Below are 25,607 nucleotides of genomic sequence, written 5' to 3' on the forward strand. Positions count from 1 at the left end.
GCACATCCCACACTCCATGGAGGATCCATGTTTCCTGCCGACCTGAAGTACACCAAGGACCACGAATGGCTGAAGCCCGCGGGCGACGGCACCGCGCTGGTGGGCATCACCCAGTACGCGCAGGATGCGCTCGGTGATGTGGTCTTCGTGGACCTGCCGGAGGCCGGCGCCACCTTTGCCCAGGGCGAGGAATTCGGAACGGTGGAATCCGTGAAGACCGTATCTGAACTGAACATGCCCTCCGCCGGCGAGGTGCTCGATGTGAACGCCTCCCTGGCCGATCACCCAGAAGCCGTGAACGAGGATCCCTACGGCAAGGGCTGGATGGTCAAGATCAAGCTGACGGGCGGCCTGGCGGGCGATCTGCTGGACGCGGCCGCCTATGAAGCCCTGGTGAGCGCCGAGAGCCACTAGACCTATGGCGCTGCCGCTTTTGACCGCCCTCCTCTGGGGGACGATGCCGGTGCAGCTGCCGGCGTCGTCCCCCCAGGCGCATGTGGCGGTCGCGCCCCCCCGGGCGCCGGAATCCGACGCGACCCGCATCGCGCGCCTCCGGAGCCTCGTGGAAGCGGCCGAACAGGCCCTGGAGGCCGAAGACGAAACGGCGGCGACCGACCGGGCCGACGAGGCGGATGTCCTCACGGCGGACTGGCCGGCGGAACTGCTGCGAAATGCCGAGGTGCAGAGCCTTCTGCAGCGGTTGAAGGAAGTCCAGGATCAGCTCGCCGAGGAGGAGGCTCCGGAGGCCGAGCCCGGCCTCAAGACCACCGGCGAGGTGGTGTCCATCAGCGGCGAGGAACTGCGGGCTGAACTGGAGCGGGTCCGGGCGGCAGAGCAGGGCGCCACCTACGATTTTCCCATCGATCTGAACGACAAGGTGCTCACCTGGGTGAGCCTCTTCACCACCACCAAGCGCGGCTTCATGGAGAACGCCCTGGGCCGCGCCTCGATGTACATGCCGATGATCCGGCAAGTCTTCGCGGAGGAAGGGGTGCCGCAGGATCTCGCCTACCTGGCCGTGATCGAATCGGGCTTCCGCAACGAGGCCAAGAGCCACGCCAAGGCCGTGGGCATGTGGCAGTTCATCCGTTCCACGGGCCGCATCTACGGCCTTACGGGCAACGCCTGGATCGAGGAGCGGCGCGATCCGGTGAAGGCCACCCGCGCGGCCGCCCGCTACCTCAAGCGGCTGTATGAGATCTCCGGCGACTGGTATCTGGCTTCCTCCGGCTACAATGCCGGTCCCTTGACGCTGGAACGCGCCATCCAGAACATCGGGACCCGGAACTTCTGGGACCTGGCCCGCTCCCGCTGGCTGCGCACCGAGACCAAGAATTATGTGCCCGAGCTGTGCGCCGCGATCCTGGTCGGGCGCAACCCCGAGCGCTACGGCCTGCGCATCCTGCCGCTGCCCCCGTACGCCTACGAGACCGTGGCCGTGCCCAGCATGACCAGCCTCACCGTGCTTGCCCGCTGCGCCGGCACGGATTCGAACACCTTGAAGGTCCTGAATCCGGAACTGCTGCGGGGGTCTACACCACCGGGCCCCTACATGCTGCGCGTGCCCCCGGGCAAGGCGGGCGAATGCCTGCGCCAGCTCGCCCGCATGCCGGCCGGTAAGCGGCTGGACTTCCAGCACTACACCGTTCGGAAGGGCGACACGCTGGCCAAGGTGGCCCGGCGCTTCCGCCTGACGCCGGATGATCTCCTGGACGCCAACGACCTGACGCCGAAACAGTTCAAGCCGGGGAAGCGGCTGCTGGTGCCGCCTCCACCCACCCTCGCGCTGGATGACCGGGATCTGGCCCCGAAAGTCGAGCGCGTGAAGCTGCTCGGAGATCGGCCCCTGGAGGCACTTCCGGTGTTGACGCCCGTTCCGACAGATTCGGAGGCGGCCGCTCCCGCGGAAGCCGAATCTAGGACTGTGGCGGAGAAGCCTGTGCCACCTTCACCTTCACCGGCGGCCGCGTCCGGGCTGGTGCCTGCCGTGGTGGCACCGCCCCGCGAAACCCCCGCCCGCCCTGCGGAAACCGCGGCGGAGCCCCCCGCAGGTGAGCCGGAGACTGTTCCCGGGAGCATGTACCGCGCCCGGCCTGGCGACACCTTGGCCAAGATCTCCCGGGCCCGCGGGGTTCCCCTGGGAACCCTCATGCGTCTGAATCCCCAGGCCGTGAAGGCCCTGCACCCGGGCGATTCCGTGCGACTGCCGGGGTCGCCGGCACCGGCTGCCCCAGCCCGGGCCACCGCTCCGACCCCGGCTTCAGTCTCGGGCACGGCCTCGACCACCCCGCGCGTCCATGTGGTCCAGAAGGGCGAGACCCTCGCCGCCATCGGCCGGAAGTACGGCCTGGATCCCAAGGATCTCAAGGCCTGGAACCGGATGAAACGGGACCGGATCCAGGCCGGCCAGCGGCTCCGGTTGTCCCCCCGCTGATCTGTGCTTGCGGAAGCGCAAAAGGAGTGTGATACTAGGTTTTCCCGAATGGGGCCATAGCTCAGCTGGGAGAGCGCTTGCATGGCATGCAAGAGGTCGTCGGTTCGATCCCGATTGGCTCCACCAAACAGAAGGCCACCGCAAGGTGGCCTTCTTGCTGAAAGCTGAAAGCCGCCCGTCATGCTCGCTTCCCTCAACCATGTGGATCTTCGCTTCGGCCCTCAAGAGGTGCTGAAGGATGTCACTTGGGCCGTCCAGGAGGGCGAGTGCTGGGGTGTCATCGGCCGCAACGGCGCGGGCAAGAGCACGGTCTTCAAGCTGCTGCTGGGCCAGCTGGAGGCGGACAGCGGCACCGTCGTGCGCCCCACGAAGGAGCGAGGCATCCGCATGGGCCACTACGCCCAGGACCTGGTGCCCGAGACGCACGGGAGCGTGCTGGAAGAGGCGCTGGCGGCCTTCGGCGATGTGGAGCGCCTGCAGCACGAGATGCGCGAGCTGGAGCACCGCATGGGCGAGGCCGGCGCAGATCTCGAGTCGGTGATGGAACGCTACCAGAAGGTCACGGAAACCTTCGAGCACCTCGACGGCTTCAGCATCCGGGCCCGTGCGGAAAGCATCCTGCAGTCTTTGGGATTCGCGGCCGCGGATTTCGAGCGCCCGGTGGAGACGCTCTCGGGCGGCCAGAAGAGCCGTGTGATGCTGGCCAAAGCCATTCTCCAGGGTCAGGATCTGCTGCTGCTGGACGAGCCCACCAACCACCTGGACCTGCCCAGCCTGCGCTGGCTCGAGGACTTCATCCAGGGGACGGACGCCACCGTGGCCGTCATCAGCCATGACCGTTACTTCCTGGACAAGATCGCCACCGAAATCCTGGAGCTGGAGATAGGCCGGTCGCGGGTCTACGAAGGCAACTACTCGGAGTTCATGGAGAAGAAGGAACAGGAGCTGGAGCTGCTGGAGCGGCATTACGAACAACAGCAGGCCTACATCAAGAATCAGGAAGAGTACATCCGCCGCAACATCGCGGGGCAGAACACGAAGCAGGCCCGGGGTCGCCGCACCCACCTCGCCAAGCTCGACCGCATCCAGAAACCCCTCCGCGACCGCCGCAAAGTGAAGTTCAGCTTTCCCGAGACCCAACGCAGCGGCGATGTCGCGCTGGTGCTGGAGAACGCCAGCGTGGGTTGGGGTGGGCAGGCCCTCTACGCGCCGCTGGAGCAGCTGCAGATCAAGCGCGGCCAGAAGATGGGCATCGTGGGCCTCAACGGCACGGGCAAATCCACCCTGCTCAAGGCCATCTGCGACGAGATCCCCTTCATCACGGGCCAGGCCCGCCTGGGCAGCCAGGTGAAGCTCGGCTACTTCGACCAGCATCACCGGAACCTGGACCCCCGCAACACGGTGTTCCAGCAGATCCACGCCGTGAATCCCCAGGCGCTGAAGCAGGATGTGCTGGGCTTCCTGGCGAAGTTCCAGTTCCGCGGCGACGAGGTGGACAAGCCCGTCACGGCGCTCTCCGGCGGCGAGCGGGCCCGCTTGAGCATCGCCACGCTCATCCGCCATGGCGTGAACCTGCTGCTGCTGGACGAGCCCACCAACCACATGGACATCCCCAGCATGGAGGCCATGGAGGACACGATCCTGAGCTTCACCGGCGCGGCCATCGTGGTGACCCACGACCGCTACCTGCTGGGCCGGGTGGCGGATTCCCTGCTGCGCATCCACGAGGGCAAGGCCGAGTTCCGCGAAGGCGGCTACGAGGATCACCAGGCCTGGGTGGACCTGGACTTGAGCGCGGACGAGGGATCCGGAAGCCCGGAGCCCGAATCCCAGAAGAGACCGGCAGCGCCGCAACCGAAGCAACCTGCGGCCGGAAAGGCTCCGGGCCCCGCGGCCGGTCCCGCCCCGTCCAGCAAGTCTGCCGCCATCGACAAGGACAAACAAAGGGCCATCAAGCGCTTCGAGAAACAGGTGGCCGAAGCCGAGGCCAAGGTGGTGGGCCTCGAGGCGAAGCTCGCCGACCTGCAAAAGGACATGGCCGCCATGGATCCTTCCGACTGGCAGGCCTTCAACGCCCGTCTGGATGGCCAGAAGGCGCTGGAGGCGGATCTGGCCTATGCCATGAGCGACTGGGAGGCCGCGCAGACCGCTTTGGAGGAAGCCCAGCGGTAGGCCGGGCGGTTTGTGCTATCCAGGGGGCATGCGCCTGCCCATCTATCAGATCGACGCCTTTGCCGACCGCGCTTTTGCGGGCAATCCGGCGGCCGTGGTGCTTCTGGACCAGTGGTTGCAAGATCCGGTGATGCAGGCCATCGCCGCTGAGAACAACCTGGCGGAGACCGCTTTCCTGGTATGCGAGCCCGCAGGCTGGCGCATCCGCTGGTTCACGCCGGCCTGCGAAGTGGACCTCTGCGGCCATGCCACCTTGGCTTCGGCCTTTGTGCTGTTCGAGCGGGATCCCCTCCTGTCGCAGATCGCCTTCCAGTCCCGGAGCGGGCTGTTGTCGGTGGTCCGCGAGGGTGAACGGCTGGTCCTGGACTTTCCGAGCCGCCCGCCTGCGGCCATGACACCCGTTGCGGGGCTGTCGGAGGCCCTGGGGGCGTGTGTGCGGGAGGTCTGGAAGGCCCGGGACCTGGTGGCCGTGCTGGACGACGAGGCCACCGTGCGGGGCCTGAAGCCCGACCTGGCGGCCCTGGCCGAGATGGACGACTTCGCCGTGGTGGTCACAGCCCCGGGCGATGAGGCCGATTTCGTCTCGCGGTTCTTCGGTCCTCGGGTGGGGGTCCCGGAGGATCCCGTCACAGGGAGCGCCCACAGCACCCTCGTGCCCTTCTGGGCGTCTCGTCTGGGGCGGACGAAGCTGCGGGCGCTGCAGGTCTCCCCCCGAGGCGGCGAGCTCCACTGCGAGCTGCGCGGGGACCGGGTCGCCATCGGCGGCCGCGCCGTGAAAGTGCTGGAGGGGACTTTCTTCCTCTGAGGCGCTGATAGGATGGGGCCACCCCATCCGAGGCCTTCCATGACGCAGTTCCGCGGCGCCCATGTCTTCATCACCGGTGCGGCCAGCGGCCTGGGCCGCCTCATGGCCCTGGAGGCCGCCCGGCGGGGGGCCCGCGTGAGCCTGGTGGACCGGGATGCCACGGGGCTTGCGGGGGTCTGTGCGGCCATCCAAGGGGAGAAGGGGGACGCCAAGGACTTCGTGGTGGACCTTTCGGACCGGGCGGCCATCCAGGCCACCTGCGCCGAGGTGCTGGAGACCCGGGGCGGCGTGGACATCCTCATCAACAACGCCGGGATCGTCTCAGGCAAGCCTCTGCTGGAGTGCAGCGACGAGGCCATCGAACGGACCTTCCAGGTGAATGCGTTGGCGCTCTTCTGGACGGTGCGCGCCTTCCTTCCTGGCATGACGAAGACAGGGAAGGGCCACATCGTCACCGTGGCCTCTGCCGCCGGTCTGGCAGGCACCTCTCGGCTGGTGGATTACTCGGCCTCGAAGTTCGCCGCGGTGGGCTTCGACGAGTCCCTGCGCATGGAACTGAAGCGCCTGGGCAGCCCGGTGCGCACCACCGTGGTGTGCCCCTTCTTCATCGATACGGGCATGTTCGAGGGCGTGAAAACCCGCTTCGCCTGGCTGCTGCCCATCCTCAAGCCCGGCTATGTCGTCGGCCGCATCATGGGGGCCATCGAGGGGAACCGCGCCCGGCTGATCATGCCCCGCTTTGTGATGACCGTCCCCGTGGTGCGGGTGCTGCCGCCCTTCCTCTTCGACGCGGTGCTGGGTTTCTTCGGCGTGAACCGGAGCATGGACGAGTTCGTGGGACGGCACTAGGGCGGGCGCGGTCTCAGGGCCGGGGGGCCAGGTTCAGGGACCGGGCCTCCGCCGCAAGACGCCCGTAGGCCTGAGCCAGGTCCTCGAAGAGGCGGCCCTGATCATGGAGGTCCACTTCAGACCTGAAGGCGCCCGATGCGAGGGGTTCCAGGGCCTTCACGGAGGCGACCCAGGCCGGCCACGCCGGGAGGTCCGCCAAGTGCCCGCCGTAGGCTTGGTTGAAGCCCTCGATCAGATAGGCCGAGCTGCGAGGGACCCGCGCCTTGTCCGCGGTCAGGGCCTCCACAAACACCGGGGCGATCATCTCGGCCACGGCGGCTGGTCGGTCCGAAAAGCCCAGGCGCTGGCGGATCCAGGCATCGATTCCCGAAACGCCGATGCTCGAATCGGCGGGGAACCAGGCCCCTGTCTGGGGATCCCACACTTCCAACCAGCGATGGTCGTTGTGGCCTCGTCCAAACACGCTGGCCTGCGCTCCCCGTTTCTGGACCATGGCCGCGGCATTCGCCTGGCGCCGCTCTGAAGGGGCCTGAAGGTTGATCTCCTGCACCCACCGCACCTGGATGTCCCTGGATTCCAGCAAACTCCGGAGCACCCGGGCGTGGTCCGCGCAATTCCCGGCGCCGCGCTGCAGGATCTCCTCCACGGTGCGATTCCGGTAGTCCGTGGCCACAAAGGGCATGGCGCGGTTCAAGTGGGCGACCAGGCGGCCCACCCGCACGGGCACCGTGCCTGGCGCGTCCAGGGTGCGGCCAGCCTCCGTGGGAGACAGGGCCTGGGCGCCGAGGCTGACGGAGAGGGCGATGGACAGGACATTGGCAAGGCGCATGGGAACCCCACGGCAAGGTACGGGGGCTCAGGGCCACGGGTTTAGCCCGCGCTTCGTTCCGGTGCGGGCCCCTAGAAGTATTTCAGGGTGAGATCCACCATCCTGCGGACGAAGCCCGTGTAGGGCGGATACATGAGCTGGATGGCCGAGAAGCGGGTGCGCTGGCGCAGGATGCCGCGGGCGTTGGAGAAGGCCTCGAACCCGTGGCGCCCGTGGGCCTTCCCGAAGCCAGAAGTGTTCACGCCGCCCGTGGGCAGGCCCGTGTGGGCGAAGTGCAGGATCGTGTCGTTGATGCAGCCGCCGCCAGCCGTGGTGCGGGCCATGAGGCCCTCCGCCGTCCGGCGGCTGCCGCTGAAGACATAGAGCGCCAGCGGTTTGGGCCGGGCGTTCACGAAGGCCACGGCCTCGTCCATGTCCTGCACCTTCAGGATCGGCAACAGGGGGCCGAAGATCTCCTCTTGCATGACCGGCGAGGCCGGGTCCACGGCGGTCAGCAAGGTCGGGCCGATGTACCGCGACACCGCCTCGGTCTCGCCGCCGAAGGCGACCTGGGCCGAAGAGCCGCTCAACAGGGTCTGGAGCCGAGCGAAGTGCCGGTCGTTGATGATGCGGGCCAGATCCGGACTGGCCTGGCGCGTGGCATGATCGGCACCGTAGAAGCGGGAGAAGGCCTCCTTCAGGTGGGTCACCAGCTCGTCGTGGACCCGGGCGTGAACCAGCACATAATCCGGCGCCACGCAGGTCTGGCCGCCGTTGAGGCCCTTGCCCCAGGCGATCTTTCGGGCGGCCCCGCGCAGGTCGGCGTCCGCGTCCACCAGCACCGGGGACTTGCCGCCCAGCTCCAGGGTGACGGAGGCCAGGTGCTCAGCGGCGGCTCTCATCACGGCCTTGCCCACGGACGGGCTGCCCGTGAAGAAGATGTGATCGAAGGGCAGGGTGAGCAGGGCCTGGGCGGTGTCGGCCTCGCCTTCCACCAGCGCGACTTCGTCCTCGGGAAAGAGGCCTGCCAGCAGCTTCCTCAGGAAGGCGTTGGTGTGGGGGGTGAACTCCGAGGGCTTGAGGATGGCGCAGTTACCCGCGGCCAGGGCCGAGACGAGAGGCCCGAGCGTGAGGTAGATGGGGTAGTTCCAGGGGCTGATGATGAGCGCCAGCCCCTTGGGCTCATGCCGGATGGTACCCGTGCTGCCGAAGAGACCGATGGGCGTGGGCACCCGGCGGGGTTTCATCCAGCGGGGCAGGTGGCGCAGGGCCTCCTTGATCTCCGAGATGACGGGGTAGAGTTCCGTGAGGTCCACTTCCTCCGGCGATTTCCGGAAGTCCGCCGCCAGGGCCGCCTGGGCCTCGGCCCGGCGGGTCATGAGGGCCTCCAGAAGCGCCCGGAGCTTAGCCTGGCGCTGCCGGGCCGAGGTGGCCGCCACCCGCCACCGGGCCGCCTGCTGGCGGGCGAACAGGGCTTCCACCTCAGAGGTCACGGGCGCTCCCGATTGGTGAGTTCCGCCCATGCTACCGAAGAATCAGGTCCGGCGGGTGTCTACACCCAGGCCATTTCGGCGGTGAAGTGGCGCAGGTATTTGCTCTGCTTGACGATCTTCACGCCCCGGATCTCCTTGGCCTTGGCCTTCACATCGGCGATCACCTCGGCGGCGAAGTCGAAGTGGCTCTGGGTGTACATGCGGCGGGGGAAGGCCAGGCGCACGAGCTCCATGCTGTGGTAGGTCTCGGTGCCGTCCTCGAGCCGTTTGCCGAACATGACGGAACCGATCTCCACGCCGCGGATGCCGCCTTCGAGGTAGAGGGCGTTGCAGAGGGCCCAGGCCGGGTAATGCTCCACGGGCATGTCCGGCAGCACGGTCTTGGCGTCGATGTAGACCGCGTGACCGCCGGTGGGCTTCACGAACCCGACCCCCGCGGCCTCCAGCTTTTCACCCAGGTATTCGGCCGTGCGGAGGCGGTAGCGGAGGTAGGACTCGTCCATGCCCTCCTCCAGGCCCACGGCCAGAGCCTCCAGGTCGCGCCCGGCGAGGCCGCCGTAAGTGGGGAAGCCCTCGGTGAGGATGAGCATGTTGCGGACGGGATCCAGCCATTCGTCGCTGCGGAGCATGATGAAGCCGCCGATGTTCACCATGCCGTCCTTCTTGGCGCTCATGGTGCAGCCATCGGCGTAGCTGAACATCTCCTGGCAGATGGCCTTGATGGGGGTGTTTTCGTAGCCCGGCTCCCGGAGCTTGATGAACATGGCGTTTTCAGCAAAGCGGCAGACATCCATGATGAGCGGCTTGCCGTATTTCTTGAGCAGCGACGCGTAGGCGCGAAGGTTGCCCATGGACACGGGCTGACCGCCGCCGGTGTTGTTCGTGATGGTGATCATGCCGAAGGGGATCCGGGCGCCGTCCTTCTTGAGCACTTCCTCGACGCGGGCCAGGTCGATGTTGCCCTTGAAGGGGTGGATGAGGCTGGGCTGGAGCCCTTCGGCGATCACGAGGTCCAGGGCCTCGACCCCGTTGAACTCCAGGTTGGCGCGGGTGGTGTCGAAGTGGCAGTTGTTGGGCACCAGGTCCCCCTGCTTGCAGACGGCGCTGAACAGCACCTTCTCGGCGGCCCGGCCCTGGTGGGTGGGAATGAAGTGGGCCATGCCGGTGATGCCCTGCAGCACGGCCTCCAGCCGGAAGAAGCTCCGGGCGCCGGCATAGCTCTCGTCGCCGACCATGATGGCGCCCCACTGGGCCGAGCTCATGGCGCCGGTGCCGGAATCCGTCAGCCAGTCGAGCAGCACATCCTCCGCCCTCAGCTTGAACACATTCAGCTTCGCGGCCTCCAGCATCTGCAGACGCTCCTGCGGAGTGGTCATGCGGATGGGCTCGACGGACTTGATGCGGAAGGGTTCGATCATCGTGCGGGGCATGGAGGCTCCAGAGACGGAACTCCCAGAGTACCGGAGGCGACCGGGATGGACATCACAAGGGGCTGGCGGCCCGGCGCGCGTCAGGCGATCCTGGATGGCTCGGAGTGCGCATGAGTCTTCTGTTGGCCGTCGATGTGGGCAACACCAATGTGGTGCTGGGAATCTACGATCTGTCAAAAGGACCGGATTCGCCCCTGGTCTGTTCCTGGCGCCTGGCCACCAGCCGCGAGCGCACCGCGGACGAATACGGCGTCTCCGCGCTGGCCCTGATGCGCCACCAGGGCATCGAGGCCGGCCAGATCAAGCATGTGGCCATCTCCTGCGTGGTCCCGCCGCTCCACCCCATCCTCATGAGCCTGGCGAAGAACTACTTCGGCGTGGACGCCTTCTACATCGAGCCCGGCGTGAAGACCGGCGTGAAGGTGCTCATCGACAACCCGGCCGAGCTGGGGGCGGACCGCCTGGTGAACGCCGTGGCGGGCATCGAGAAGTACGGCGCCCCCCTCATCGTGGTGGATTTCGGCACCGCCACCACCTTCGATGTCATCAATGCGAAGAAGGAATACCTGGGCGGGCTGATCTGTCCGGGCCTGAAGATCAGCGCGGATGCCCTGTTCCAGCGGGCCAGCCGCCTTCCGCGCGTGGAGATCGCCGAGCCGGAGCGCCTGGTGGGCCGCAACACCGTCCAGGCCATGCAGTCCGGCATCTTCTACGGGTATGTGGGGATGGTTGACGGCATCCTGGACCGCCTGCTCGACGAGTGCCCGGAAGCCAAGATCGCCGCGACGGGCGGGCTGGGCCATGTGATCGCGCCCCACACCAAGCACATCCGCCAGATCGCGCCGGATCTCACCCTGGATGGCCTCCGCATCCTCTGGTTCCGCAACCAGGGCAGCGGCCGGAAGTAGCCGGATGGACCTGCCGCTGATCCGGCTGGCCGTGGTGGACTCCACCCAGGCCTTCCTGCGGCGGAATCCCCACCTCGGTCCTTGCGTCGTGCTGGCGGACCAGCAGAGCCAGGGACGGGGGCGCCAGGGCAACCGCTGGGAAAGCGCCGCCGGGGCCGGGCTCTGGATGTCGGCGGCGCTGCCTTCCCCGGCGGGTGTGGCCCCGGGGGTGGTGCTCCAGCGCGCCATGAGCGCCGCGGCCCGGGTGCTGGACCCCGGCGGTCGGACCCTGGGCTTGAAGTGGCCCAACGACCTGGTGGCCTGGCGGGATGGCCGCCTCGTCAAGGTGGGGGGGATCCTGGGTGAACAGGCCGGAGGACGCCTCATTCTGGGGCTCGGCGTGAACCTGACGGCCGCCCCGGACCTGCCTGGCCGCGCCATTCCCCCGGCGAGCCTGGGGGATCTCGGTTTGGAAACGCCGCCGGCATTTGAGCTGGCCATCCATATCACCCATTTTTGGAATGATTTGAAGGAAGAATTTCAACCTCTTTTTCGATGGCCCACCGCTGGTGCCGCCATACGCTGGGAGGAGGGGCAGGGCACCTGCCTGGGCTGGGAGCCCGATGGCCGGCTGAAGGTGGCCACAGCCGATGGCATCCGGCGGCTCAGCGCAGGAGAGATCTCGGGGCTCGGGTAGGGCCGGTAGGAAGTGCAGGCCCCATCTTGCGGGCGGTGGCTTCACGGGGAGATCCCTGCCCACGCCTCTGGTCGAAATAGAGACTTGAACTCAAATCATGGCTTGAGCATTGATGCTGAAGGGAGCACTGTTTGATTGTTTTTTAAAATTCTCAAGTAGAAAGGGATACGCCATGAGCAGTGCCGTCACGGACTCGACTCCCCTCTCCCCCCGCTGGCGCCAGGCGGTCATCCTCGTGATGATCTTCGGCTTCAGCCTGCTGATCTGGATCACGGCCAAGACCTACACCGGCGCACCGCCCATCCCGGCCCGGGTGATGGGAACTTCGGGACAGGTGCTCTTCACGGGCGAGGAGATCAAGGACGGCCAGGAGGTCTTCCTGAAGTACGGCCTCATGGAGCACGGCACCCTGTGGGGGCACGGGGCCTACCTGGGACCCGACTACACCGCCGAGTACCTGCACCGCCTGGCCGAAATCGGGCAGGACACCCTGGCCCGGGCGCAATACGGCAGGGCCTTCCGGGATCTGAGCGAAGGCCAGGCCCTCGAGATCGGGGCCCTGCTGAAGAGCCAGATCAAGCAGAACCGCTACGATCCCGGGACGGACGCCCTCCAGTTCACCGAGGTCGAGGCGACCTCCTACCGCCTCCAGGTGGAGGAATGGCGGACCTATTTCTCCGGCAGCAAGGCCGCGGTGGGCCTGCCCGCGAAGTTCATCCAGGATGAACGGGAACTGACCCACCTCACGGCCTACTTCGCCTGGGCCACCTGGGCCACCGTGGCGCCCCGCCCCGGGAAGGACTACTCCTACACGAACAACTGGCCCTACGAGCCCCTGGTGGGCAATGGCCCCACGGCTTCGACCTACCTGTGGAGCGCCCTGAGCCTCATCACCCTGCTGGGGGGCCTCGGCCTGATCCTCTTCATCTTCGGGAAGTTCAACTACCTGGGTTGGGGCGGTGCGGCGGGTTGGAAGCACGCGGAGGAGGGTCGGCTCCATGCCTGGACCCTCACCCCCAGCCAGAAGGCTGTGGCCTTCTTCTTCGCCGTGGTGGCGGTGCTCTTCCTGGGCCAGGCCGCCCTGGGCGGCGTTCTGGCCCACTATCGCGTGGAGCCGGACGGGTTCTACGGGTTCGACCTGGCGCGCATCCTCCCCTACAACCTGGCCCGGACCTGGCACCTGCAGCTGGCCATCTTCTGGATCGCCACGGCCTGGGTGGGCGGCGGTCTCTTCCTGGCGCCCCTGGTGGGCGGCTCGGAACCCAAGGGACAGAGGGCCGGCGTGCTGGTCCTGCTGGGCGCCCTGGCCATCGTGGTCTTCGGCAGCCTGTTCGGCGAGTTCGCGGGCATCAACGGCTATCTGGGCAGCCTGTGGTTCTGGCTGGGCCACCAGGGCAGCGAATACCTCGACCTGGGCCGTTTCTGGCAGCTGCTGCTGGCCGCCGGGCTCATTTTCTGGCTCTTCCTCATGTTCCGGGCCCTGCGCCCGGCCATGAAGGGCGGCGAGCAGGGGGAGCTGCCCTCGCTCTTCTTCTATGCAGCCATCGCCATCCCCCTCTTCTATGTTCCGGCCCTGTTCTACGGGCCCCGCACCAACTTCGCCGTCATCGACAACTGGCGCTTCTGGATCATCCACCTCTGGGTGGAAGGCTTCTTCGAGCTCTTCGCCACGGTGCTGGTGGCGGTGATGTTCTACCAGCTGGGCCTCGTCACGGCGAAATCCGCCACGCGGCTGGTCTACCTCGACGCCATCCTCTACCTGGCCGGCGGCATCATGGGCATCGGCCACCACTGGTATTTCACGGGACAGGGAACCCTGAACATGGGCCTCGCGGCCAGTTTCTCCGCCCTGGAGGTGGTGCCGCTCACGCTGCTGACGCTGGACGCCTGGGATTTCATCCGTCTGCAGGATCGGAACTGCGACGACTGCGGCCGGCCCCTGGCGGCGAAACAGCGCTGGGCCATCAAGTTCCTCATCGCCGTGGGCGTCTGGAACTTCGTGGGGGCGGGCGTCTTCGGGTTCCTCATCAACCTGCCCATCGTCTCCTACTTCGAGGTGGGCACCACGCTGACGGCCAACCATGGACACGCAGCCATGTTCGGCGTCTTCGGCATGCTGGCCCTGGCTGTCCTGGTGTTCTGCCTGCGGGAGCTCAAGAGCGACCGGGCCTGGGACAGGGTTGAGAAGTTCATCCGCATCGGCTTCTGGGGCCTCAATATCGGTCTGGGCCTGATGATGCTCCTCGATCTGTTCCCCGGTGGCGTGATCCAGCTCTGGGATGTGCTCTCGAATGGCTACTGGCATGCCCGGCGCCTCTCCTTCCTCATGGGGGGCACCTTCCATGCGCTGGAGTGGGTGCGCATCGTGGCCGACATGGTGTTCCTCCTCGCGGGAGCCCTGCCCATCGCCTACGGCACCCTGAGGCTGGTGTTCACCCCTGAACCGAAGGATGCGGCCTGATCCGCGCCATCCAGGAGATCGTCATGACCATCACGAACCTGCAGGAAGCCCTTCCCATGCCCGAATCCCAGCGGGCCAACCTGCCACTCATCGATGTGGAGCACGGCACCAAGGTGGTCCTCGTGGCCTTGCCGAAGGGCGTCAAGATCGCACCCCACAAGGCGCCCTATGTGGCCAGTGCCCAGCTCCTGACCGGGAGCATCGAAGTGCTCAAGGGCGAAACCTGGATCCCCATGGTTCCTGGGGATCGGGTGGTCTTCGACAAGGACCAACCCCACGCCCTGACCGGCATCGAGTCCTCCTATGTCCTCGTGACGCACATGCGGGACTGAAGGCCAGTGGCGGATCAGGGGTTCGACCGGCCCACGGTCCTCATCGTCGGCGGCGGGTTCGGGGGGCTGCGGGCCGCCCGGGCCCTGGCCGGCGCACCGGTGCGGGTCGTGCTGGTGGATCGGCAGAACCATCATCTGTTCCAGCCGCTCCTGTACCAGGTGGCCTCGGCCACGCTCTCCCCCGCCGACATCGCCGCGCCCATCCGCCATGTCCTCCGCACCCAGGGGAACGCCGAGGTGGTGCTGGCGGAGGTCGCGTCCGTGGACCTGGACACCCGGCAGGTCCAGCTGCGGGAAGGTGCGCCCCTGGCCTACGATTTCCTGATCCTGGCCGCGGGCTCCCGCAGCTCGTACTTCGGCCGCGATGCCTGGGCCGAGCTGGCCCCGGGCCTCAAGACCCTGGACGATGCCCTGGAGATGCGGCGGCGCTTCCTGCTGACCTTCGAGCGGGCCGAGCAGGAGGAGGATCCGGAGGTCCGTCGGGAGTGGCTGACCTTCGTCATCGTGGGCGGAGGCCCGACCGGCGTGGAACTCGCAGGCACCCTGAAGGAGATGGCCAGGCTGTCCCTCCCGCGGGAATTCCGGCGCATCCGCACGGATCGCGCCCGGGTGATCCTGGTGGAGGCCGGCCCCCGCATCCTGGCGAATTTCGGCTCCGGGCTGTCCGAGAAGGCGGTTCAGGGGCTGGAGCGCATCGGCGTCGAAGTCCGGCTGGGGCAGGCCATCACGGCCATCGACGCGCGGGCGGTCGAGCTGGGCGGGGAGCGCATTCCAACGCGGACGGTGCTGTGGGCGGCTGGCGTCTCGGCCGTGCCGCTGGGCGCAGGCCTCGGCGTGCCGCTGGATCGCCTCGGGCGGGTGATCGTGGAACCGGATCTCAGCCTCGCCGGCCATCCGGAGGTCTTCGTGGTGGGCGACTTGGCGGCCTTCGCGCATGGGCCTGAAGGCCCCCTGCCGGGCGTGGCCCCGGTCGCCATCCAGCAGGGCGCGGCGGCGGCGGCGAACCTCCTGGCAACCCTGGCGGGGCGGCCGAGGCGGGCCTTCCGCTACCGGGACAAGGGCAGCATGGCGACGCTGGGCCGGGGCCGGGCCGTGGCGCACATCGGCCGCCTGAGCTTTACCGGCTACCCGGCCTGGCTGGCCTGGCTCTTCATCCACCTGATGCTGCTCGTGGATTTCCGAAGCCGGGTGTTCGTCTTCTTCGAGTGGCTGTGGGCCTACCTGACGACCCAGCCCCGGGCCCGGCTCATCCTCGGGAAGCGCGATCCGAGTTCCTCGAGCACCGCCGGGACCTGAAGCACCGCCCTAGAGCACCGACCGGATTTCCGCCTCCTTGAGGATCCTGGGGCTGTTCTTGGCGGCCTGGAGGATGCGGTCCACCCGCTCGGGGCTGGGGTCGTAGCCGTTCATCTCGAGCCAGTAGACGACATTGCTGTGGCCGGCCAGGGGGCCGATCTCGATCTCCTGGCGGCGCCCCACCAGGGCCGCGGGAACGCCGGAATAGACCGCATCGGCCAGCTCCACATCGCCGCGGTGCAGGGCCTTCACAATGGCTGCGGCATGGACGCCGGTGCCCGTGCGGAAGGCATCCCGCCCCAGCACCGGGTAGTTGGCGGGGATCTCGACATCGCACAGCTCGGCCACGCGTTCGGCCAGGGCGGGGAGGCCCGACAGGTCGCCCTTGGGAAAGCCCATGAGGTGCAAGTTGATCATGAGCTGGTCCAGGGCCACATTGCCGCAGCGCTCGCCGATGCCCAGGATGCTGCCGTGGAGGCGGTCCGCCCCGGCCTCGAAGGCCGCGATGGCATTGGCCACGCCCAGGCCCCGGTCATTGTGGCCGTGCCAGTCGATGCGGACGGCGCGGCCGTCGATGACCTTCTCCCGGATGAAGCGGATCAGGCGCCGCACACCATCCGGCGTGGCGTGGCCGCAGGTATCCGACAGGCAGATGGCATGGGCCCCTTCGTCCAGGGCCGCGCCGTAGATGGCTTCCAGGACCTCCGGGCGGGCCCGCGTGCTGTCCTCGGTCACCATCATCACCGGCACCTCGTGCCGGCAGCAGAAGGCCACGGCCTTGCGGGTGGCGTCCACCAGGAAGGCCAGGTCCCAGCCTTCCACATCCATGCGGATGGGGCTCGACCCCAGGAAGGCCCCGGCCTCCAGCGGGATGCCGGCCCGCTGTTGGATCTCCGCCACCTGGGCCAGATCCCCTTCCAGGGTGCGCACGGCCACATTGGGCGAGATGGGCAGGCGGTGGTCGCGGATCTCCACCATGAGCGCCCGCACGGCGGCCATCGCCTTCGGGCCGGCCCCGGGCATGCCGAGGTCCACGGCGTCCACGCCCAAGCGGGCCAAACGATGGATGAGGTCCCGCTTGGCGGCGATGTCCGGGTCGCGCACCGAGGGGCTCTGGAGCCCATCACGCAAGGTCTCGTCGAGAAGCAGCGGAACCCGGGCGCCTTCCGCCAGAGGGCCATTCCAGTCGTTGATCAGCTCGTCGAGGGTCATCTCCCTCCTAGCCTAAGGTGACTTCAATCCTGCGGTCCAGCAAGGTTCCGAGGAGCGCCCCCTTCTCGAGGAAGGTCGCCATCTCCGCTTCGACCTCTCCCTGGGCCTCCAGCCTCACCTGGAGGGCCTCCTCGTCGATGGCGACGGAGAGGTTCCGGATGGCCTGGCGCCGTCGCCGGTCCAGGGCATCGGCCGCCCGGAGGATGGCCGCCAGCTTCCTCACCACCTGGCGGTGCCAGGGCGCCAGGGCGCGAAAGGCCTCGTGCTTGGCGTGATGAGGCGCTTTGCCCCGGTGGAAGCGCACGACCTGGGCCAGCAGGTCCACCTCGTGAGGCCAGAAGCCCGGCAGGGTGGCATTGCGCACCAGATACTCGCCATGCTTGTGGTGACCCTTCTCCGAGATCGAAAACCCGATGTCATGCAACCGGGCCGCGAAGGCGAGCCACTGGCGCTCCGTGTCCCCCAGCTCGAAGTGGGGCTGCAGGGCCAGGAAGAGCTGATCGGCCAGGCGGACCACCTGGCGGCTGTGTCCGGGATCGGGATCGAGTCGGGAGGCCAGCTGCTCGATGGAGGCACGGCGGCGGTCCGCAAGAGGCGGGATGGCGGCTCCTCCGTGTTTGAGGGCCTCCCAGATCATGCCTTCCCGCAGGCCCACGGGGAGGTGGCGCAGGGGCGGAGCCCCCAGCCATTCCAGAAGCGACAGGGCCCAGATGGCCCCCACATGGAGGACCTCGGCCCGCTTGGGGTCCACGCCCAGCCGCTCGATGCGCTGCGCCGCGTCGGATCGCCACAGCCTCAAGGCAAGGGCCCGGAGCTGCGCCACGGTGAACGCCCTGCCATCGCCCGCGCCCTTGGCCAGGTCCTCCAGGGTGCCCGAGGTGCCGAGGGCCAGCGCGGGTTCCGGCAGCTCTGAGGGCAGGTCCTTGCGGGCCTTCTTGAGGATGCGCCGGATCATCCGCCGCAGGCGCTTGAGGTCGCCGGCCGTGGGCGGGTCGGTCGTCTGGGCCGCATCCGCCAGCCGCTGGAGACCCCAGGGCAGGGAGATGCTCGCGGCCACGCGTCCCCCTTGCACCCAGGTCATCTCGGTGCTGCCGCCGCCGATGTCGATCAGGGCCACGGGTTCCTGAGGGAAGGGGATGGCGTGGGAGACGGCCTGGTGGATGAGCCGGGCCTCCTCCTCGCCCGAGATCACCTGGATGGGGATGCCCAGTTCTTCCGCCTCCAGGACGAAGGCCTGGGCATTCCGGGCGTCCCGCAGGGCGGCGGTGCCGCAGGCCATGACCGTGTCGCAGCCCAGGTCCCCGATGACTTTCGCCATGTGGGCCAGGGCCTCCAGTCCGGCCCGGTAGGCTTCGGGACCGATCTCGCCGGATTTCGCCTCCCCCAGGGCGAGGCGGACCATGGCCTTCTCCCGCGCCAGGACCCGCTGCCCCCCGAGGGGATCGGCTTCCACCACCACCAGGTGGATGGAGTTCGATCCGACATCGACCGCTGCGATCCGCATGGGACGATTGTGGCGGAGGCGATTCCTCTGGCCAGCGGAATCTTGGGCGGGGGCCCGACCGGCGCTCGGACCAACACTCGGACCAACGCTGGGATCAACGCTGGGAACGAGGGGGCCGGCGTGGTGCAATGGAGATCCATTCATCCCCAAACAAGGAGCCGCGCATGTTCCACCGCTGGTGCATCGGATTGATCCTCGGGGCGGGCCTGATGGCCGCGCCTCCCGCGCCCGGCCGGACCCAGGCCTGGGTGCTGGCCCTGGACGGACAGGGTGGGGTGGTGGGAGACCTCAAGCCCGGGGACCTCGAGGTGAAAGTGGGCGGCAAGGTCCGTCCGGTCGTCGAGTTGAAGACGCCCGCCCAGACGGCCGACGCGGCCCAATCCTGGGTGCTGGTGTTCGAGCCCATCCGCGATACGGCCATGCGGGCCATCGCGTTCACGGCCGCCGCGGACTTCCTGACCCGCGTGCCAGAGGGCGACCGGGTGCTGATCATCGCCCGGGGCAAGGATTCCCTGGAATCGCTGATGCCCGGCTTCTCGCTCCGCCGGAGCCTGTGGGCCGAGGCCCTGGCGAAGGTGCCGGACCTGCTCCCGGAAGCCCTGGTGGGTTCTCCGCAGGAGACGCTGCAGGGCGCCGGCTTCAATGCCGCCTACGCGGATGGGTCTGATACCCCTGCGGGGCAGGAGGCTTTGACGGCCCTGCTGAACCGTTTCAGGTCGGGGGCCCCGGCCTGGGCCAAGGGCACGACTGATCAGCGGGGCATCAATGTCCTGGATCGCCTGAACTTCAACAACCCCATGCTCGTGGCTGGGATGCTCGCCACCATCAGCCGTGAATTGAAGGCGCTGGAATCCGTGATGGCCCATGTGGCGCCGCTGCCCGGGCAGAAGCACATGGTGGTCTTCTCCCGCTGTGAATCCGACGACATGGCCCACCCGAGCGTGAAACGCGCAGCGACCCAGTCCTTCAAGCGGGAGCGGGGCGATGGCGGGGGCCCGGCCGAGTCGGCCACCCTGGCCAACCGCGACATGACCATCCTCCAGATGTCCGTCAAGGCGAAGGCCGTGGCTTCGGGCGTCACCCTCTATTCCGTCGCGGGCGCCGGCCAGAACATCCTCGGCAGCATCGGAAACATCACCGCCGCCACCGGAGGGTTCGCCTTCCCGCTGGGCAATGGTCTGGATGCGCAGTTCGGGCAGGGCATCCAGGTGTTCGGATCCCGTTACCTGCTCCGCTGGGCCGACGATGGCGCCACCGCCGCTTCGCCCGCCCTGGAGATCACCGTCAAGCGGAAGGGCGTCAAGGTGCTGGCCCAGTCCCAGCTCTGAAGCGGTTCATCGACGGGAGTTGGAGGGAGGTCTCGATGGCGGGTTTCCAGGGAGGGAGCGTGCGCAGGTGGGGGCTTGGGTTTGGCGGGTCGCTGATGATGCTGCTGGGCGCTTGCGCCCGGCCGCAGGTGGACCCTTGGCCGAAGCAGATGAACGCGGCCCTGGCGGGACGGCTGGAGGGGCTCTCGGAAAGCGCCCGGGCGGACTACCAGGCGGGCTTCCTCAACGGCGCCACCATGCTCCATGAGGCCCAGAAGGCCGGGATCAGGCCCTACCAACCCACGCGGGCGCTGCCGGCCCAACCTCTTCGCGGGTGGAGCGCCCCCTCCGAAGGCCTTCAGGCCGGGGTCTTCGATCCCGCCTCCGAAGTGGATCCCGCCACGGGGCTCGTCCTGATCGCCGCCAGCGGGGCGAAGGGCTCGCCCTTTGCCGAAGGCCAAGTGGACGGGTTCGGCTGGGCTTTGTCCGCCGTGGGCCAGAGTCTGATCCGGCCCGTGCCGGGGATCTCACTTCCGAGGGAGTGGACTGCATTCCAGCCAGGGAAAGAGACCCAGCCCCTCGGTCAAGGGGCGAAGACCGTGCGGTTTCTGTGGGCGCCGGGCCTGGTGGCCTGGGCGCACCAGGAACGGGGGTTCCCGTGGCGGCGAACCTGGCGGACCTGGGGCGATGCTGAGCCCCCGGCGTGGATCGGGCTTGCGGAGCGCGCGCTCTGGGTGGAAACCCGAGGGGGCCGGGCCCTCGCCTTGGATGTGGAATCGGGGGAGATCCTACGCACGCAGGCGGCGGTGCCGCATGAAGAAGCGCGATCCCTGGATTGGGAGAGCTACCAGAAAGAGGTGCTCCGGAGCTTCAACGAGCCCGAGTTCCAGCGTTCGCTGGCGGCTCTCCGGACGGCGGCGGAGTCGGGGGCCATCCCCGATTGCCTGGCGGTGGCCCGGAAGCTCAGCGGCATGGGAGAAGCGGCCGACCGGGAGGCGTTCACCTGGTATCTGAAGGCCGCAGAAAAAGGCAGCCCCGAGGCCATGCTCCGCGTCGGAGTCCTCCTCTTCCACGGGCTCTCGGCCCCGATGGACCGGGTAGGAGCGAAGCGCTGGATGACGCAGGCCATCCAGGCGGGAAACCCCGATGCCGCGGCCGTGCTGGAGACGCTTTTCCAGGGGCGCGAATAGTCCGGCCCACAGTGGATTCCTGGCATGGAGGAGCTTGACCTCCGGTAACCGTTGCGCGAAGTCGGAACGCCCGGCCATGCTCGTTCCACATTCCGAGGTGGATCATGGCATTGACGGTGGATGGCATCTTTGCGCTCATGCCCGAACTCTTCCTGCCCGAGAAGGCGCAGGGCCTGACGGTGTCCGTCTACTACCAGGTGACCGGGGAAGGGGGTGGCGACTACACCTGCCTGATCGAGAACGGGGTCTTCTCCCTGAAGCGGGAACCCAAGCCCGATGCCACCTCCGTGGTGGTCATCGGCGCCGAGGACTGGATCGCCCTCAATGAGGGCAAGCTCGATCCCATGCAGGCCTTCATGACCGGCAAGCTCAAGGGCACCGGCGACCTGGGCCTGCTCCAGAAATTCCCCAAGTTCTTCAAGAAGCCCCAGAAGCAGGGGGGCCCGGTGAAGCTGCTGAAGGAGCTGGTGCCTGCGCGCCTGGCCCTGGCGACCGGGGTCAAGGTGACCGTGGGGTCCGAGAGCTGGGGTGAGGGCGCGGAAGTGGCGGGCGACGAGGCCGCTGTCCGCGGTCTGGTCTGCGGCCTTTCTGATCCCGGCCCCGCGTTGCTGGGTGGCCAGATCCGGTTTTCCGGCGACATGGCGCTGCTCCGCAAGGCCTGGAAGACCTGGTCCGCCGAGCCGGAGATCACCTTCCCGGACACGCCCGGCGGCAAGGCTCTGGCCACCCTGAGGAAGCGATACAAGGGCGGGGCCAGCGGAACGCTGGAGGTGAAGGTGGATGGGGTGCCCTACCGCCTGGACTTCAGCCCCGAGGGGCTGGCGGTGCGGCCCGGCGAAGTGGAGGGCGGCGCGGCCCTGGGCATCTCCGATGCCGATTTCGCGGCCCTCAACGCGGGCAAGCTGAACCTGGTGGCCGCCCTGCTGGGCGGCGGCATCACGGTCAAAGGCGACATGAGCCAGGTGGCGGCCTACACCGCCCATTTCGAGGTGGATGTGAACCCCGCCCAGGGGCTTCTGGAATCCATGCCTGAGCGTTTCAATGCGGAAAAGGCCGGCGATCTCGAAGCTGTCGTGGGCTACCAGATCGAGGATACGGCTTACACTTTGTTAATCCGAAACGGGACCTGCATGGTCTTCCCGCGCCTGCTGAAACCCTGTGATACGCTCCTCAAAGCCAAGGCTGACGATTTCATCGCCATGAGTACCGGAACGCTGAATGCCCAGGAGGCTTTCATGACCGGCAAGATCCAGATCGAAGGCGATCCCCTGCTCATGCAGAAAGTGGCGAAGAGCTTCAAGCGGCCGGAGGCCTGAGGAGGGGCAGGTGAGCAGGGGGGGGGACCACCACAAGGGCCACGAAGCCCGGAAGCCACTCCCGGCAGGGGATGGCGTGGTGCGCTCCACCAAGCTGATCCCCACCCTGATGAAGCCCGTTGCGGATTTTCCCGAACCCCAGCTGGCGTGCGGCCAGACCCACGGTCCAGCTCTGGGCCAGACCATGGATCTGCCCTGTTCGGGCCGGTGCGGGCACTGCGACTGCCATCCCTGCCGGCTGCACGGGCCGATCTGACCCCGCTGGCCTCGATCAGTCGGCGCCTTCCCACAGCTCCCGCAAGCGCTGGTAGCCCGCCCGGCTCACCGGCAGGCGGGTGCCGTCCCGCAGGATGGCATCACGGTGCTCCTTGGTGTCCTGTTCGACCCGGACAAGGCGGTCGAGGTTCAAGATGTAACTGCGGTGGATGCGGATGAAACGGCTTGAATCGAGTTGCGATTCCAGGTGGGCCAGGGTCTGCTGCTTGAGCAGGTTCTTGCCCTCCGTACGCAGCAGGACATAGTCGTCCTGGGCCTGCACCCAATCGAGCCGGTCGAGGTGGACCACGGTGACCTTGGGGCCATCCTTCACCACGATGCGCTCCAGGGGCTTCCCCTGACGGGCGGCGGCGGCGAGCTCGGACGCGGGTGGCGGCGGCGCGGCCGGCTGGGCCGCCTGCAGGGCTCGGGCCTTGACGAGGGCCGCATCGAACCGTTCCTTCGAGAAGGGTTTCAGGAGGTAGTCCACGGCGTGGGCCTCGAAGGCCCGGAGGGCGTGCTGGTCGTAGGCGGTCACGAAGACCACGGCGGGCCGCCTGCCTTCGGCCTCCAGGAGCTCCAGCACCTCGAAGCCGTCCAGCTTGGGCATCTGGATGTCCAGAAAGATCAGATCGGGCTGATGCTGGGCCGCGGCCTTCAGGGCCTCGAAGCCGTTGGCGCATTCTGCCGCCACCTCCACATCCGGGTGGGCCACCAGGTGCTCGCGCACCACGGCGCGGGCCAGATCCTCGTCGTCGATGATCAGGGCTTTCATGGTTCGGTCTCCAGGGGGAATACCAGGGTCACGCGATGGAGGGCCTCCTGCACGCCGGCCTCGAAGCGGGCGCGGCTGCCGAAGCGGCCCAACAACCGCTGGCGGACCTGCCGCAGGCCGATGCCCAGGCCCTGGGGGGTCGGGGCATCACCATCCATCGGGTTTTCCACGCGCAGGATCACATGGCCTTCGGTGACCTCCGCGCTGAGGGACAGGGTGCCGCCTTCCGGCAGCGCCGCGATGCCGTGTTTGATGGCATTCTCCACCAGCGGCTGCAGCAACAGGGTCGGGAGCAGGGCGGGTTCGGCCTCTGGATCCACGGCCCAGGCCAGCTGCAGGCGGCTGCCGAAGCGGATCTGCTCGATGGCCAGGTAGGCCCGCGCAAGATCGAGTTCCTCCCTCAGCGGCACCAGGCGGCGCTCGCCCAGACCGAGGCTGCGGCGGAGGAAATCCGACAGGAGGACGCACATCTCCCGCGCCCGGGCCGGGTCCACGGCGGTGAGCGCCGACAGGGAGTTCAGGCTGTTGAACAGGAAGTGGGGGTTCAGCTGGGCGCGCAGGGCCTTCAGCTCGGACTCCTGGGCCAGCAGCTGCAGCTCGGCACCCTTCCGCTCGGCCTCGAGGGCCCGGTCCTGGGCCAGCATCAGGTAGCTCAGCGCGACCGAGGCGAGGTAGAGCAGGATGCCCAGGCCCGTGAGCACGGGCAGGGCCGTGTTCACGCGCTGGGGCAGGGCGCCCAGCCCTGGTATCCAGGCCAGCATCCGGGCGAGCATCCAGGCGAGGCCGGCCCACAGGCCGCCCATGAGCACGGCCGCCATGCCCCAGGCCGCCCCGTGCGCGCCGAGCCCCTCGACCGTGCGACCCAGGGGCAGGGCCCGGCAGAGGAACCAGGCCGACAGGAACAGGAAGGCCGCCAGGAGGCAGAGGGGCAGGGCGAGGGAGCCCGCCTCGGCCCAGCTCCAGCCCTGGCTCCGGGCGATGCCCGTGAGCAGCAGCGCGATGGGGGCCCATCCCAGAAGGTAGGCCCCCAACCGGGCCCGGCTGGCCAGGAGCGGGTGCATCAGCTCTTGACCTCGGTGCCGCCGAAGAGGATGAGACCCGTGACCACCAGGCGGGGACGGCCTTCCACAGGACCGGGGCCATGGTGGGTGTTGTCGTTCAGGGCTCCGGCCACGGCCGTGGCGCGGTTGGCGATCTCCCAGCCATCGGGCACGCGGATCTCCCCGCCCCCGAAAAGCACGAAAACATCGATGCGGGCCTGGCCGTTTTCGAGGGCCGCCTGCCGGAGATCCACCTCATAGCCCCCGAAGATGGCCGTCAGCTCGCCGCCCTTGAAGGCCTGGGTGAGGACGCGCCGCTTGAACCCCCCGAAGATGGCCGTGCCCTGGAGGAAGTCCTCGGAGCGGGCCAGCTCGGGTGGCACGCCGCGGTTCTGCTTGAGCGCCTTGACTACAATGAGGATGCCCACGCCCACCACCAGCATGGGCGCCAGGGCCTCGGCCAGATGGCCCCGGGCGAAGGTGAAGAGCAGGAGGAAGGCGCCGCCGAGCACGAGGAACCAGCCGCCCATGCCGCCGCCGCTGCCCTCCTGACGGATCTTGGCGACGCCCATGGCGACCAGCACCAGGGGCCAGAGCTTGAAGATCGTGTGGGCCTGGATGAGGCCGAGGTTGTCCAGGGTGAGGACGAGGCCCGCCACGATGATGGCCACGCCCACCACCAGCTTGGGGCTGAAGGGGCTGGGGGCCTTGGCGTCGTCGGGGGCAGTCATGGCTTCACCTGTTCAGAGTCGGTTTCAGGATCACAGGAAACGGCGGGGCTTGGCGATGGGGGGATATCCTTGCTTTTCCGCTCCGGCTTGGGCTGGGGGAAGATGGCCCGAAGGGTGATGATCAGGCCGCCCCAGACCAGGAAGATGGGCCACCAGCGCTCCAGCAGGCCCCAGGGGCCGAACTGGGAGATGAAGCCCGCGACGGAGAAGCACAGCCAGACATGCCCCCGGAGGCTGAGCGGCCCGTCCTGGACCAGCCGGGCGAGGCCGAGGGCGGCCAGCACCAGCGGCCACCAGGTCAGCAGGTGCCAGGCGTCGTACCAGCGGAGGCTGTCCGCCGTGAGGATGAGACCCAGGGCAATGACGGCCAGGCCGATGACGAGTTTAGTCGAGAAGAGGGGGGGGCGCGTGTCCTGGGCGTTCATGAGCGGTGTTCCTTTCTGCCGGATCCAAAGGGGACGACGAAGGCCAGCGTGGGGAGCCACAACGCCAGCCACCACCAGGGGCTGTCGAGGAACCATCCCGCGTGGATCATGCCTTCCTCCCGTGTGATCAAGCTACGGGCGTTCCCACCTGGAATCGGGCGGGGATCGGCGAATGGCGGGCGAGGACC

General features: G+C 68.0%; 23 protein-coding genes and 1 tRNA gene. 15 read left to right on the top strand and 9 right to left on the bottom strand.

Translation table 11 applies throughout. The annotated features are described in order from the left end of the window. Positions 1 to 27 precede the first annotated feature (27 nt). From gcvH to QZ647_RS06570, 6 genes are all read left to right on the top strand, one after another. Complete coding sequence (gene gcvH, locus QZ647_RS06545; protein ID WP_286353142.1) at positions 28 to 414, top strand: glycine cleavage system protein GcvH; 387 nt, start codon at positions 28 to 30, stop codon at positions 412 to 414. A 43-nt stretch (positions 415 to 457) separates the two neighbouring features. Continuing rightward, the gene (locus QZ647_RS06550; RefSeq protein ID WP_291271391.1) at positions 458 to 2,434 is read left to right on the top strand and encodes a LysM peptidoglycan-binding domain-containing protein; all 1,977 of its coding nucleotides are present in this window, start codon (positions 458 to 460) and stop codon (positions 2,432 to 2,434) included. Between the two features lie 50 nt (positions 2,435 to 2,484). Further along, a tRNA-Ala gene (locus tag QZ647_RS06555) sits at positions 2,485 to 2,560 on the top strand. Between the two features lie 54 nt (positions 2,561 to 2,614). Then, the gene (locus QZ647_RS06560; RefSeq protein WP_291271392.1) at positions 2,615 to 4,606 is read left to right on the top strand and encodes an ATP-binding cassette domain-containing protein; all 1,992 of its coding nucleotides are present in this window, start codon (positions 2,615 to 2,617) and stop codon (positions 4,604 to 4,606) included. Between the two features lie 28 nt (positions 4,607 to 4,634). Then, on the top strand, positions 4,635 to 5,411 hold the full coding sequence (locus QZ647_RS06565) for a PhzF family phenazine biosynthesis protein (protein WP_291271393.1): 777 nt from the start codon (positions 4,635 to 4,637) through the stop codon (positions 5,409 to 5,411). A 39-nt stretch (positions 5,412 to 5,450) separates the two neighbouring features. Beyond that, on the top strand, positions 5,451 to 6,260 hold the full coding sequence (locus QZ647_RS06570) for an SDR family oxidoreductase (protein ID WP_291271394.1): 810 nt from the start codon (positions 5,451 to 5,453) through the stop codon (positions 6,258 to 6,260). Between the two features lie 13 nt (positions 6,261 to 6,273). Here QZ647_RS06570 and QZ647_RS06575 read toward each other — a convergent pair whose 3' ends face one another. The 3 genes from QZ647_RS06575 to QZ647_RS06585 all read right to left on the bottom strand — a co-directional run bounded on the left by QZ647_RS06575 (position 6,274) and on the right by QZ647_RS06585 (position 9,991). Next, positions 6,274 to 7,089, bottom strand: a complete 816-nt coding sequence (locus QZ647_RS06575; RefSeq protein WP_291271395.1) for a transglutaminase family protein — start codon at positions 7,087 to 7,089, stop codon at positions 6,274 to 6,276. A gap of 71 nt (positions 7,090 to 7,160) precedes the next feature. After that, positions 7,161 to 8,561, bottom strand: a complete 1,401-nt coding sequence (locus QZ647_RS06580) for an aldehyde dehydrogenase family protein (protein ID WP_291271396.1) — start codon at positions 8,559 to 8,561, stop codon at positions 7,161 to 7,163. 59 nt (positions 8,562 to 8,620) lie between these two features. Beyond that, positions 8,621 to 9,991 (bottom strand): tryptophanase, encoded by a 1,371-nt coding sequence (locus QZ647_RS06585; RefSeq protein ID WP_291271397.1) that lies wholly within the window; start codon positions 9,989 to 9,991, stop codon positions 8,621 to 8,623. 110 nt (positions 9,992 to 10,101) lie between these two features. Here QZ647_RS06585 and QZ647_RS06590 point away from each other — a divergent pair, with 110 nt between their 5' ends. The 5 genes from QZ647_RS06590 (at position 10,102) to QZ647_RS06610 (ending at position 15,664) form a co-directional block, all read left to right on the top strand. Further along, positions 10,102 to 10,899, top strand: coding sequence for a type III pantothenate kinase (locus QZ647_RS06590; protein WP_286353134.1), 798 nt, complete (start codon positions 10,102 to 10,104; stop codon positions 10,897 to 10,899). Positions 10,900 to 10,903: 4 nt separating this feature from the next. Next, positions 10,904 to 11,575: a biotin--[acetyl-CoA-carboxylase] ligase gene (locus QZ647_RS06595; RefSeq protein ID WP_291271398.1), complete on the top strand. Its 672-nt coding sequence runs from the start codon at positions 10,904 to 10,906 to the stop codon at positions 11,573 to 11,575. A gap of 172 nt (positions 11,576 to 11,747) precedes the next feature. Then, positions 11,748 to 14,036: a nitric-oxide reductase large subunit gene (locus tag QZ647_RS06600; RefSeq protein WP_291271399.1), complete on the top strand. Its 2,289-nt coding sequence runs from the start codon at positions 11,748 to 11,750 to the stop codon at positions 14,034 to 14,036. Positions 14,037 to 14,059: 23 nt separating this feature from the next. Beyond that, the gene (locus QZ647_RS06605) at positions 14,060 to 14,368 is read left to right on the top strand and encodes a hypothetical protein (protein WP_291271400.1); all 309 of its coding nucleotides are present in this window, start codon (positions 14,060 to 14,062) and stop codon (positions 14,366 to 14,368) included. Positions 14,369 to 14,374: 6 nt separating this feature from the next. Beyond that, positions 14,375 to 15,664, top strand: a complete 1,290-nt coding sequence (locus tag QZ647_RS06610) for an NAD(P)/FAD-dependent oxidoreductase (protein ID WP_291271401.1) — start codon at positions 14,375 to 14,377, stop codon at positions 15,662 to 15,664. Between the two features lie 9 nt (positions 15,665 to 15,673). Here the strand turns inward: QZ647_RS06610 and QZ647_RS06615 are convergent, their stop codons facing one another. Together QZ647_RS06615 and QZ647_RS06620 are read right to left on the bottom strand one after the other, a co-directional pair. Beyond that, on the bottom strand, positions 15,674 to 16,876 hold the full coding sequence (locus QZ647_RS06615; RefSeq protein ID WP_286353129.1) for a LeuA family protein: 1,203 nt from the start codon (positions 16,874 to 16,876) through the stop codon (positions 15,674 to 15,676). A 7-nt stretch (positions 16,877 to 16,883) separates the two neighbouring features. Beyond that, positions 16,884 to 18,380, bottom strand: a complete 1,497-nt coding sequence (locus QZ647_RS06620) for a Ppx/GppA phosphatase family protein (RefSeq protein ID WP_291271402.1) — start codon at positions 18,378 to 18,380, stop codon at positions 16,884 to 16,886. Positions 18,381 to 18,544: 164 nt separating this feature from the next. On the opposite strand from QZ647_RS06620, the gene QZ647_RS06625 reads away from it, so the two are divergent. The 4 genes from QZ647_RS06625 to QZ647_RS06640 all read left to right on the top strand — a co-directional run bounded on the left by QZ647_RS06625 (position 18,545) and on the right by QZ647_RS06640 (position 22,449). Continuing rightward, on the top strand, positions 18,545 to 19,708 hold the full coding sequence (locus QZ647_RS06625) for a hypothetical protein (RefSeq protein WP_291271403.1): 1,164 nt from the start codon (positions 18,545 to 18,547) through the stop codon (positions 19,706 to 19,708). A 95-nt stretch (positions 19,709 to 19,803) separates the two neighbouring features. Continuing rightward, positions 19,804 to 20,877, top strand: coding sequence for a hypothetical protein (locus QZ647_RS06630; RefSeq protein ID WP_291271404.1), 1,074 nt, complete (start codon positions 19,804 to 19,806; stop codon positions 20,875 to 20,877). Between the two features lie 104 nt (positions 20,878 to 20,981). Further along, positions 20,982 to 22,193, top strand: coding sequence for an SCP2 sterol-binding domain-containing protein (locus QZ647_RS06635; RefSeq protein ID WP_291271405.1), 1,212 nt, complete (start codon positions 20,982 to 20,984; stop codon positions 22,191 to 22,193). 10 nt (positions 22,194 to 22,203) lie between these two features. Continuing rightward, positions 22,204 to 22,449, top strand: coding sequence for a hypothetical protein (locus QZ647_RS06640; protein WP_291271406.1), 246 nt, complete (start codon positions 22,204 to 22,206; stop codon positions 22,447 to 22,449). Between the two features lie 15 nt (positions 22,450 to 22,464). Here the strand turns inward: QZ647_RS06640 and QZ647_RS06645 are convergent, their stop codons facing one another. The 4 genes from QZ647_RS06645 to QZ647_RS06660 are packed head-to-tail and all read right to left on the bottom strand — an operon-like array spanning position 22,465 to position 25,419. Further along, positions 22,465 to 23,223 carry a LytTR family DNA-binding domain-containing protein gene (locus QZ647_RS06645; RefSeq protein WP_291271407.1) on the bottom strand — a complete coding sequence of 253 codons (759 nt, stop codon included), beginning with the start codon at positions 23,221 to 23,223 and terminating at the stop codon, positions 22,465 to 22,467. Continuing rightward, on the bottom strand, positions 23,220 to 24,284 hold the full coding sequence (locus tag QZ647_RS06650; protein ID WP_291271408.1) for a histidine kinase: 1,065 nt from the start codon (positions 24,282 to 24,284) through the stop codon (positions 23,220 to 23,222). The genes QZ647_RS06645 and QZ647_RS06650 overlap by 4 nt, the downstream gene beginning before the upstream one ends. Beyond that, the gene (locus QZ647_RS06655; protein ID WP_286353122.1) at positions 24,284 to 24,994 is read right to left on the bottom strand and encodes a DUF5668 domain-containing protein; all 711 of its coding nucleotides are present in this window, start codon (positions 24,992 to 24,994) and stop codon (positions 24,284 to 24,286) included. The genes QZ647_RS06650 and QZ647_RS06655 overlap by 1 nt, the downstream gene beginning before the upstream one ends. Next, positions 24,991 to 25,419: a DUF5668 domain-containing protein gene (locus QZ647_RS06660; protein ID WP_291271409.1), complete on the bottom strand. Its 429-nt coding sequence runs from the start codon at positions 25,417 to 25,419 to the stop codon at positions 24,991 to 24,993. Before QZ647_RS06660 ends, QZ647_RS06655 begins: the two co-directional genes overlap by 4 nt. Between the last annotated feature and the right edge of the window lie 188 nt (positions 25,420 to 25,607).

Source organism: Geothrix sp., from assembly GCF_020622065.1.
In the GTDB taxonomy this organism is placed as follows: domain Bacteria; phylum Acidobacteriota; class Holophagae; order Holophagales; family Holophagaceae; genus Geothrix.

Excerpts from the sequence above, each read along its gene's own strand:
- gcvH (WP_286353142.1), top strand. The coding sequence starts at position 28 with ATGTTTCCTGCCGACCTGAAGTACACCAAGGACCACGAATGGCTGAAG.
- QZ647_RS06550 (WP_291271391.1), top strand. The coding sequence starts at position 458 with ATGCCGGTGCAGCTGCCGGCGTCGTCCCCCCAGGCGCATGTGGCGGTC.
- QZ647_RS06560 (WP_291271392.1), top strand. The coding sequence starts at position 2,615 with ATGCTCGCTTCCCTCAACCATGTGGATCTTCGCTTCGGCCCTCAAGAG.
- QZ647_RS06565 (WP_291271393.1), top strand. The coding sequence starts at position 4,635 with ATGCGCCTGCCCATCTATCAGATCGACGCCTTTGCCGACCGCGCTTTT.
- QZ647_RS06570 (WP_291271394.1), top strand. The coding sequence starts at position 5,451 with ATGACGCAGTTCCGCGGCGCCCATGTCTTCATCACCGGTGCGGCCAGC.
- QZ647_RS06575 (WP_291271395.1), bottom strand. The coding sequence starts at position 7,089 with ATGCGCCTTGCCAATGTCCTGTCCATCGCCCTCTCCGTCAGCCTCGGC.
- QZ647_RS06585 (WP_291271397.1), bottom strand. The coding sequence starts at position 9,991 with ATGCCCCGCACGATGATCGAACCCTTCCGCATCAAGTCCGTCGAGCCC.
- QZ647_RS06590 (WP_286353134.1), top strand. The coding sequence starts at position 10,102 with ATGAGTCTTCTGTTGGCCGTCGATGTGGGCAACACCAATGTGGTGCTG.
- QZ647_RS06595 (WP_291271398.1), top strand. The coding sequence starts at position 10,904 with ATGGACCTGCCGCTGATCCGGCTGGCCGTGGTGGACTCCACCCAGGCC.
- QZ647_RS06600 (WP_291271399.1), top strand. The coding sequence starts at position 11,748 with ATGAGCAGTGCCGTCACGGACTCGACTCCCCTCTCCCCCCGCTGGCGC.
- QZ647_RS06605 (WP_291271400.1), top strand. The coding sequence starts at position 14,060 with ATGACCATCACGAACCTGCAGGAAGCCCTTCCCATGCCCGAATCCCAG.
- QZ647_RS06615 (WP_286353129.1), bottom strand. The coding sequence starts at position 16,876 with ATGACCCTCGACGAGCTGATCAACGACTGGAATGGCCCTCTGGCGGAA.
- QZ647_RS06620 (WP_291271402.1), bottom strand. The coding sequence starts at position 18,380 with ATGCGGATCGCAGCGGTCGATGTCGGATCGAACTCCATCCACCTGGTG.
- QZ647_RS06625 (WP_291271403.1), top strand. The coding sequence starts at position 18,545 with ATGTTCCACCGCTGGTGCATCGGATTGATCCTCGGGGCGGGCCTGATG.
- QZ647_RS06630 (WP_291271404.1), top strand. The coding sequence starts at position 19,804 with ATGATGCTGCTGGGCGCTTGCGCCCGGCCGCAGGTGGACCCTTGGCCG.
- QZ647_RS06635 (WP_291271405.1), top strand. The coding sequence starts at position 20,982 with ATGGCATTGACGGTGGATGGCATCTTTGCGCTCATGCCCGAACTCTTC.
- QZ647_RS06645 (WP_291271407.1), bottom strand. The coding sequence starts at position 23,223 with ATGAAAGCCCTGATCATCGACGACGAGGATCTGGCCCGCGCCGTGGTG.
- QZ647_RS06650 (WP_291271408.1), bottom strand. The coding sequence starts at position 24,284 with ATGCACCCGCTCCTGGCCAGCCGGGCCCGGTTGGGGGCCTACCTTCTG.
- QZ647_RS06655 (WP_286353122.1), bottom strand. The coding sequence starts at position 24,994 with ATGACTGCCCCCGACGACGCCAAGGCCCCCAGCCCCTTCAGCCCCAAG.
- QZ647_RS06660 (WP_291271409.1), bottom strand. The coding sequence starts at position 25,419 with ATGAACGCCCAGGACACGCGCCCCCCCCTCTTCTCGACTAAACTCGTC.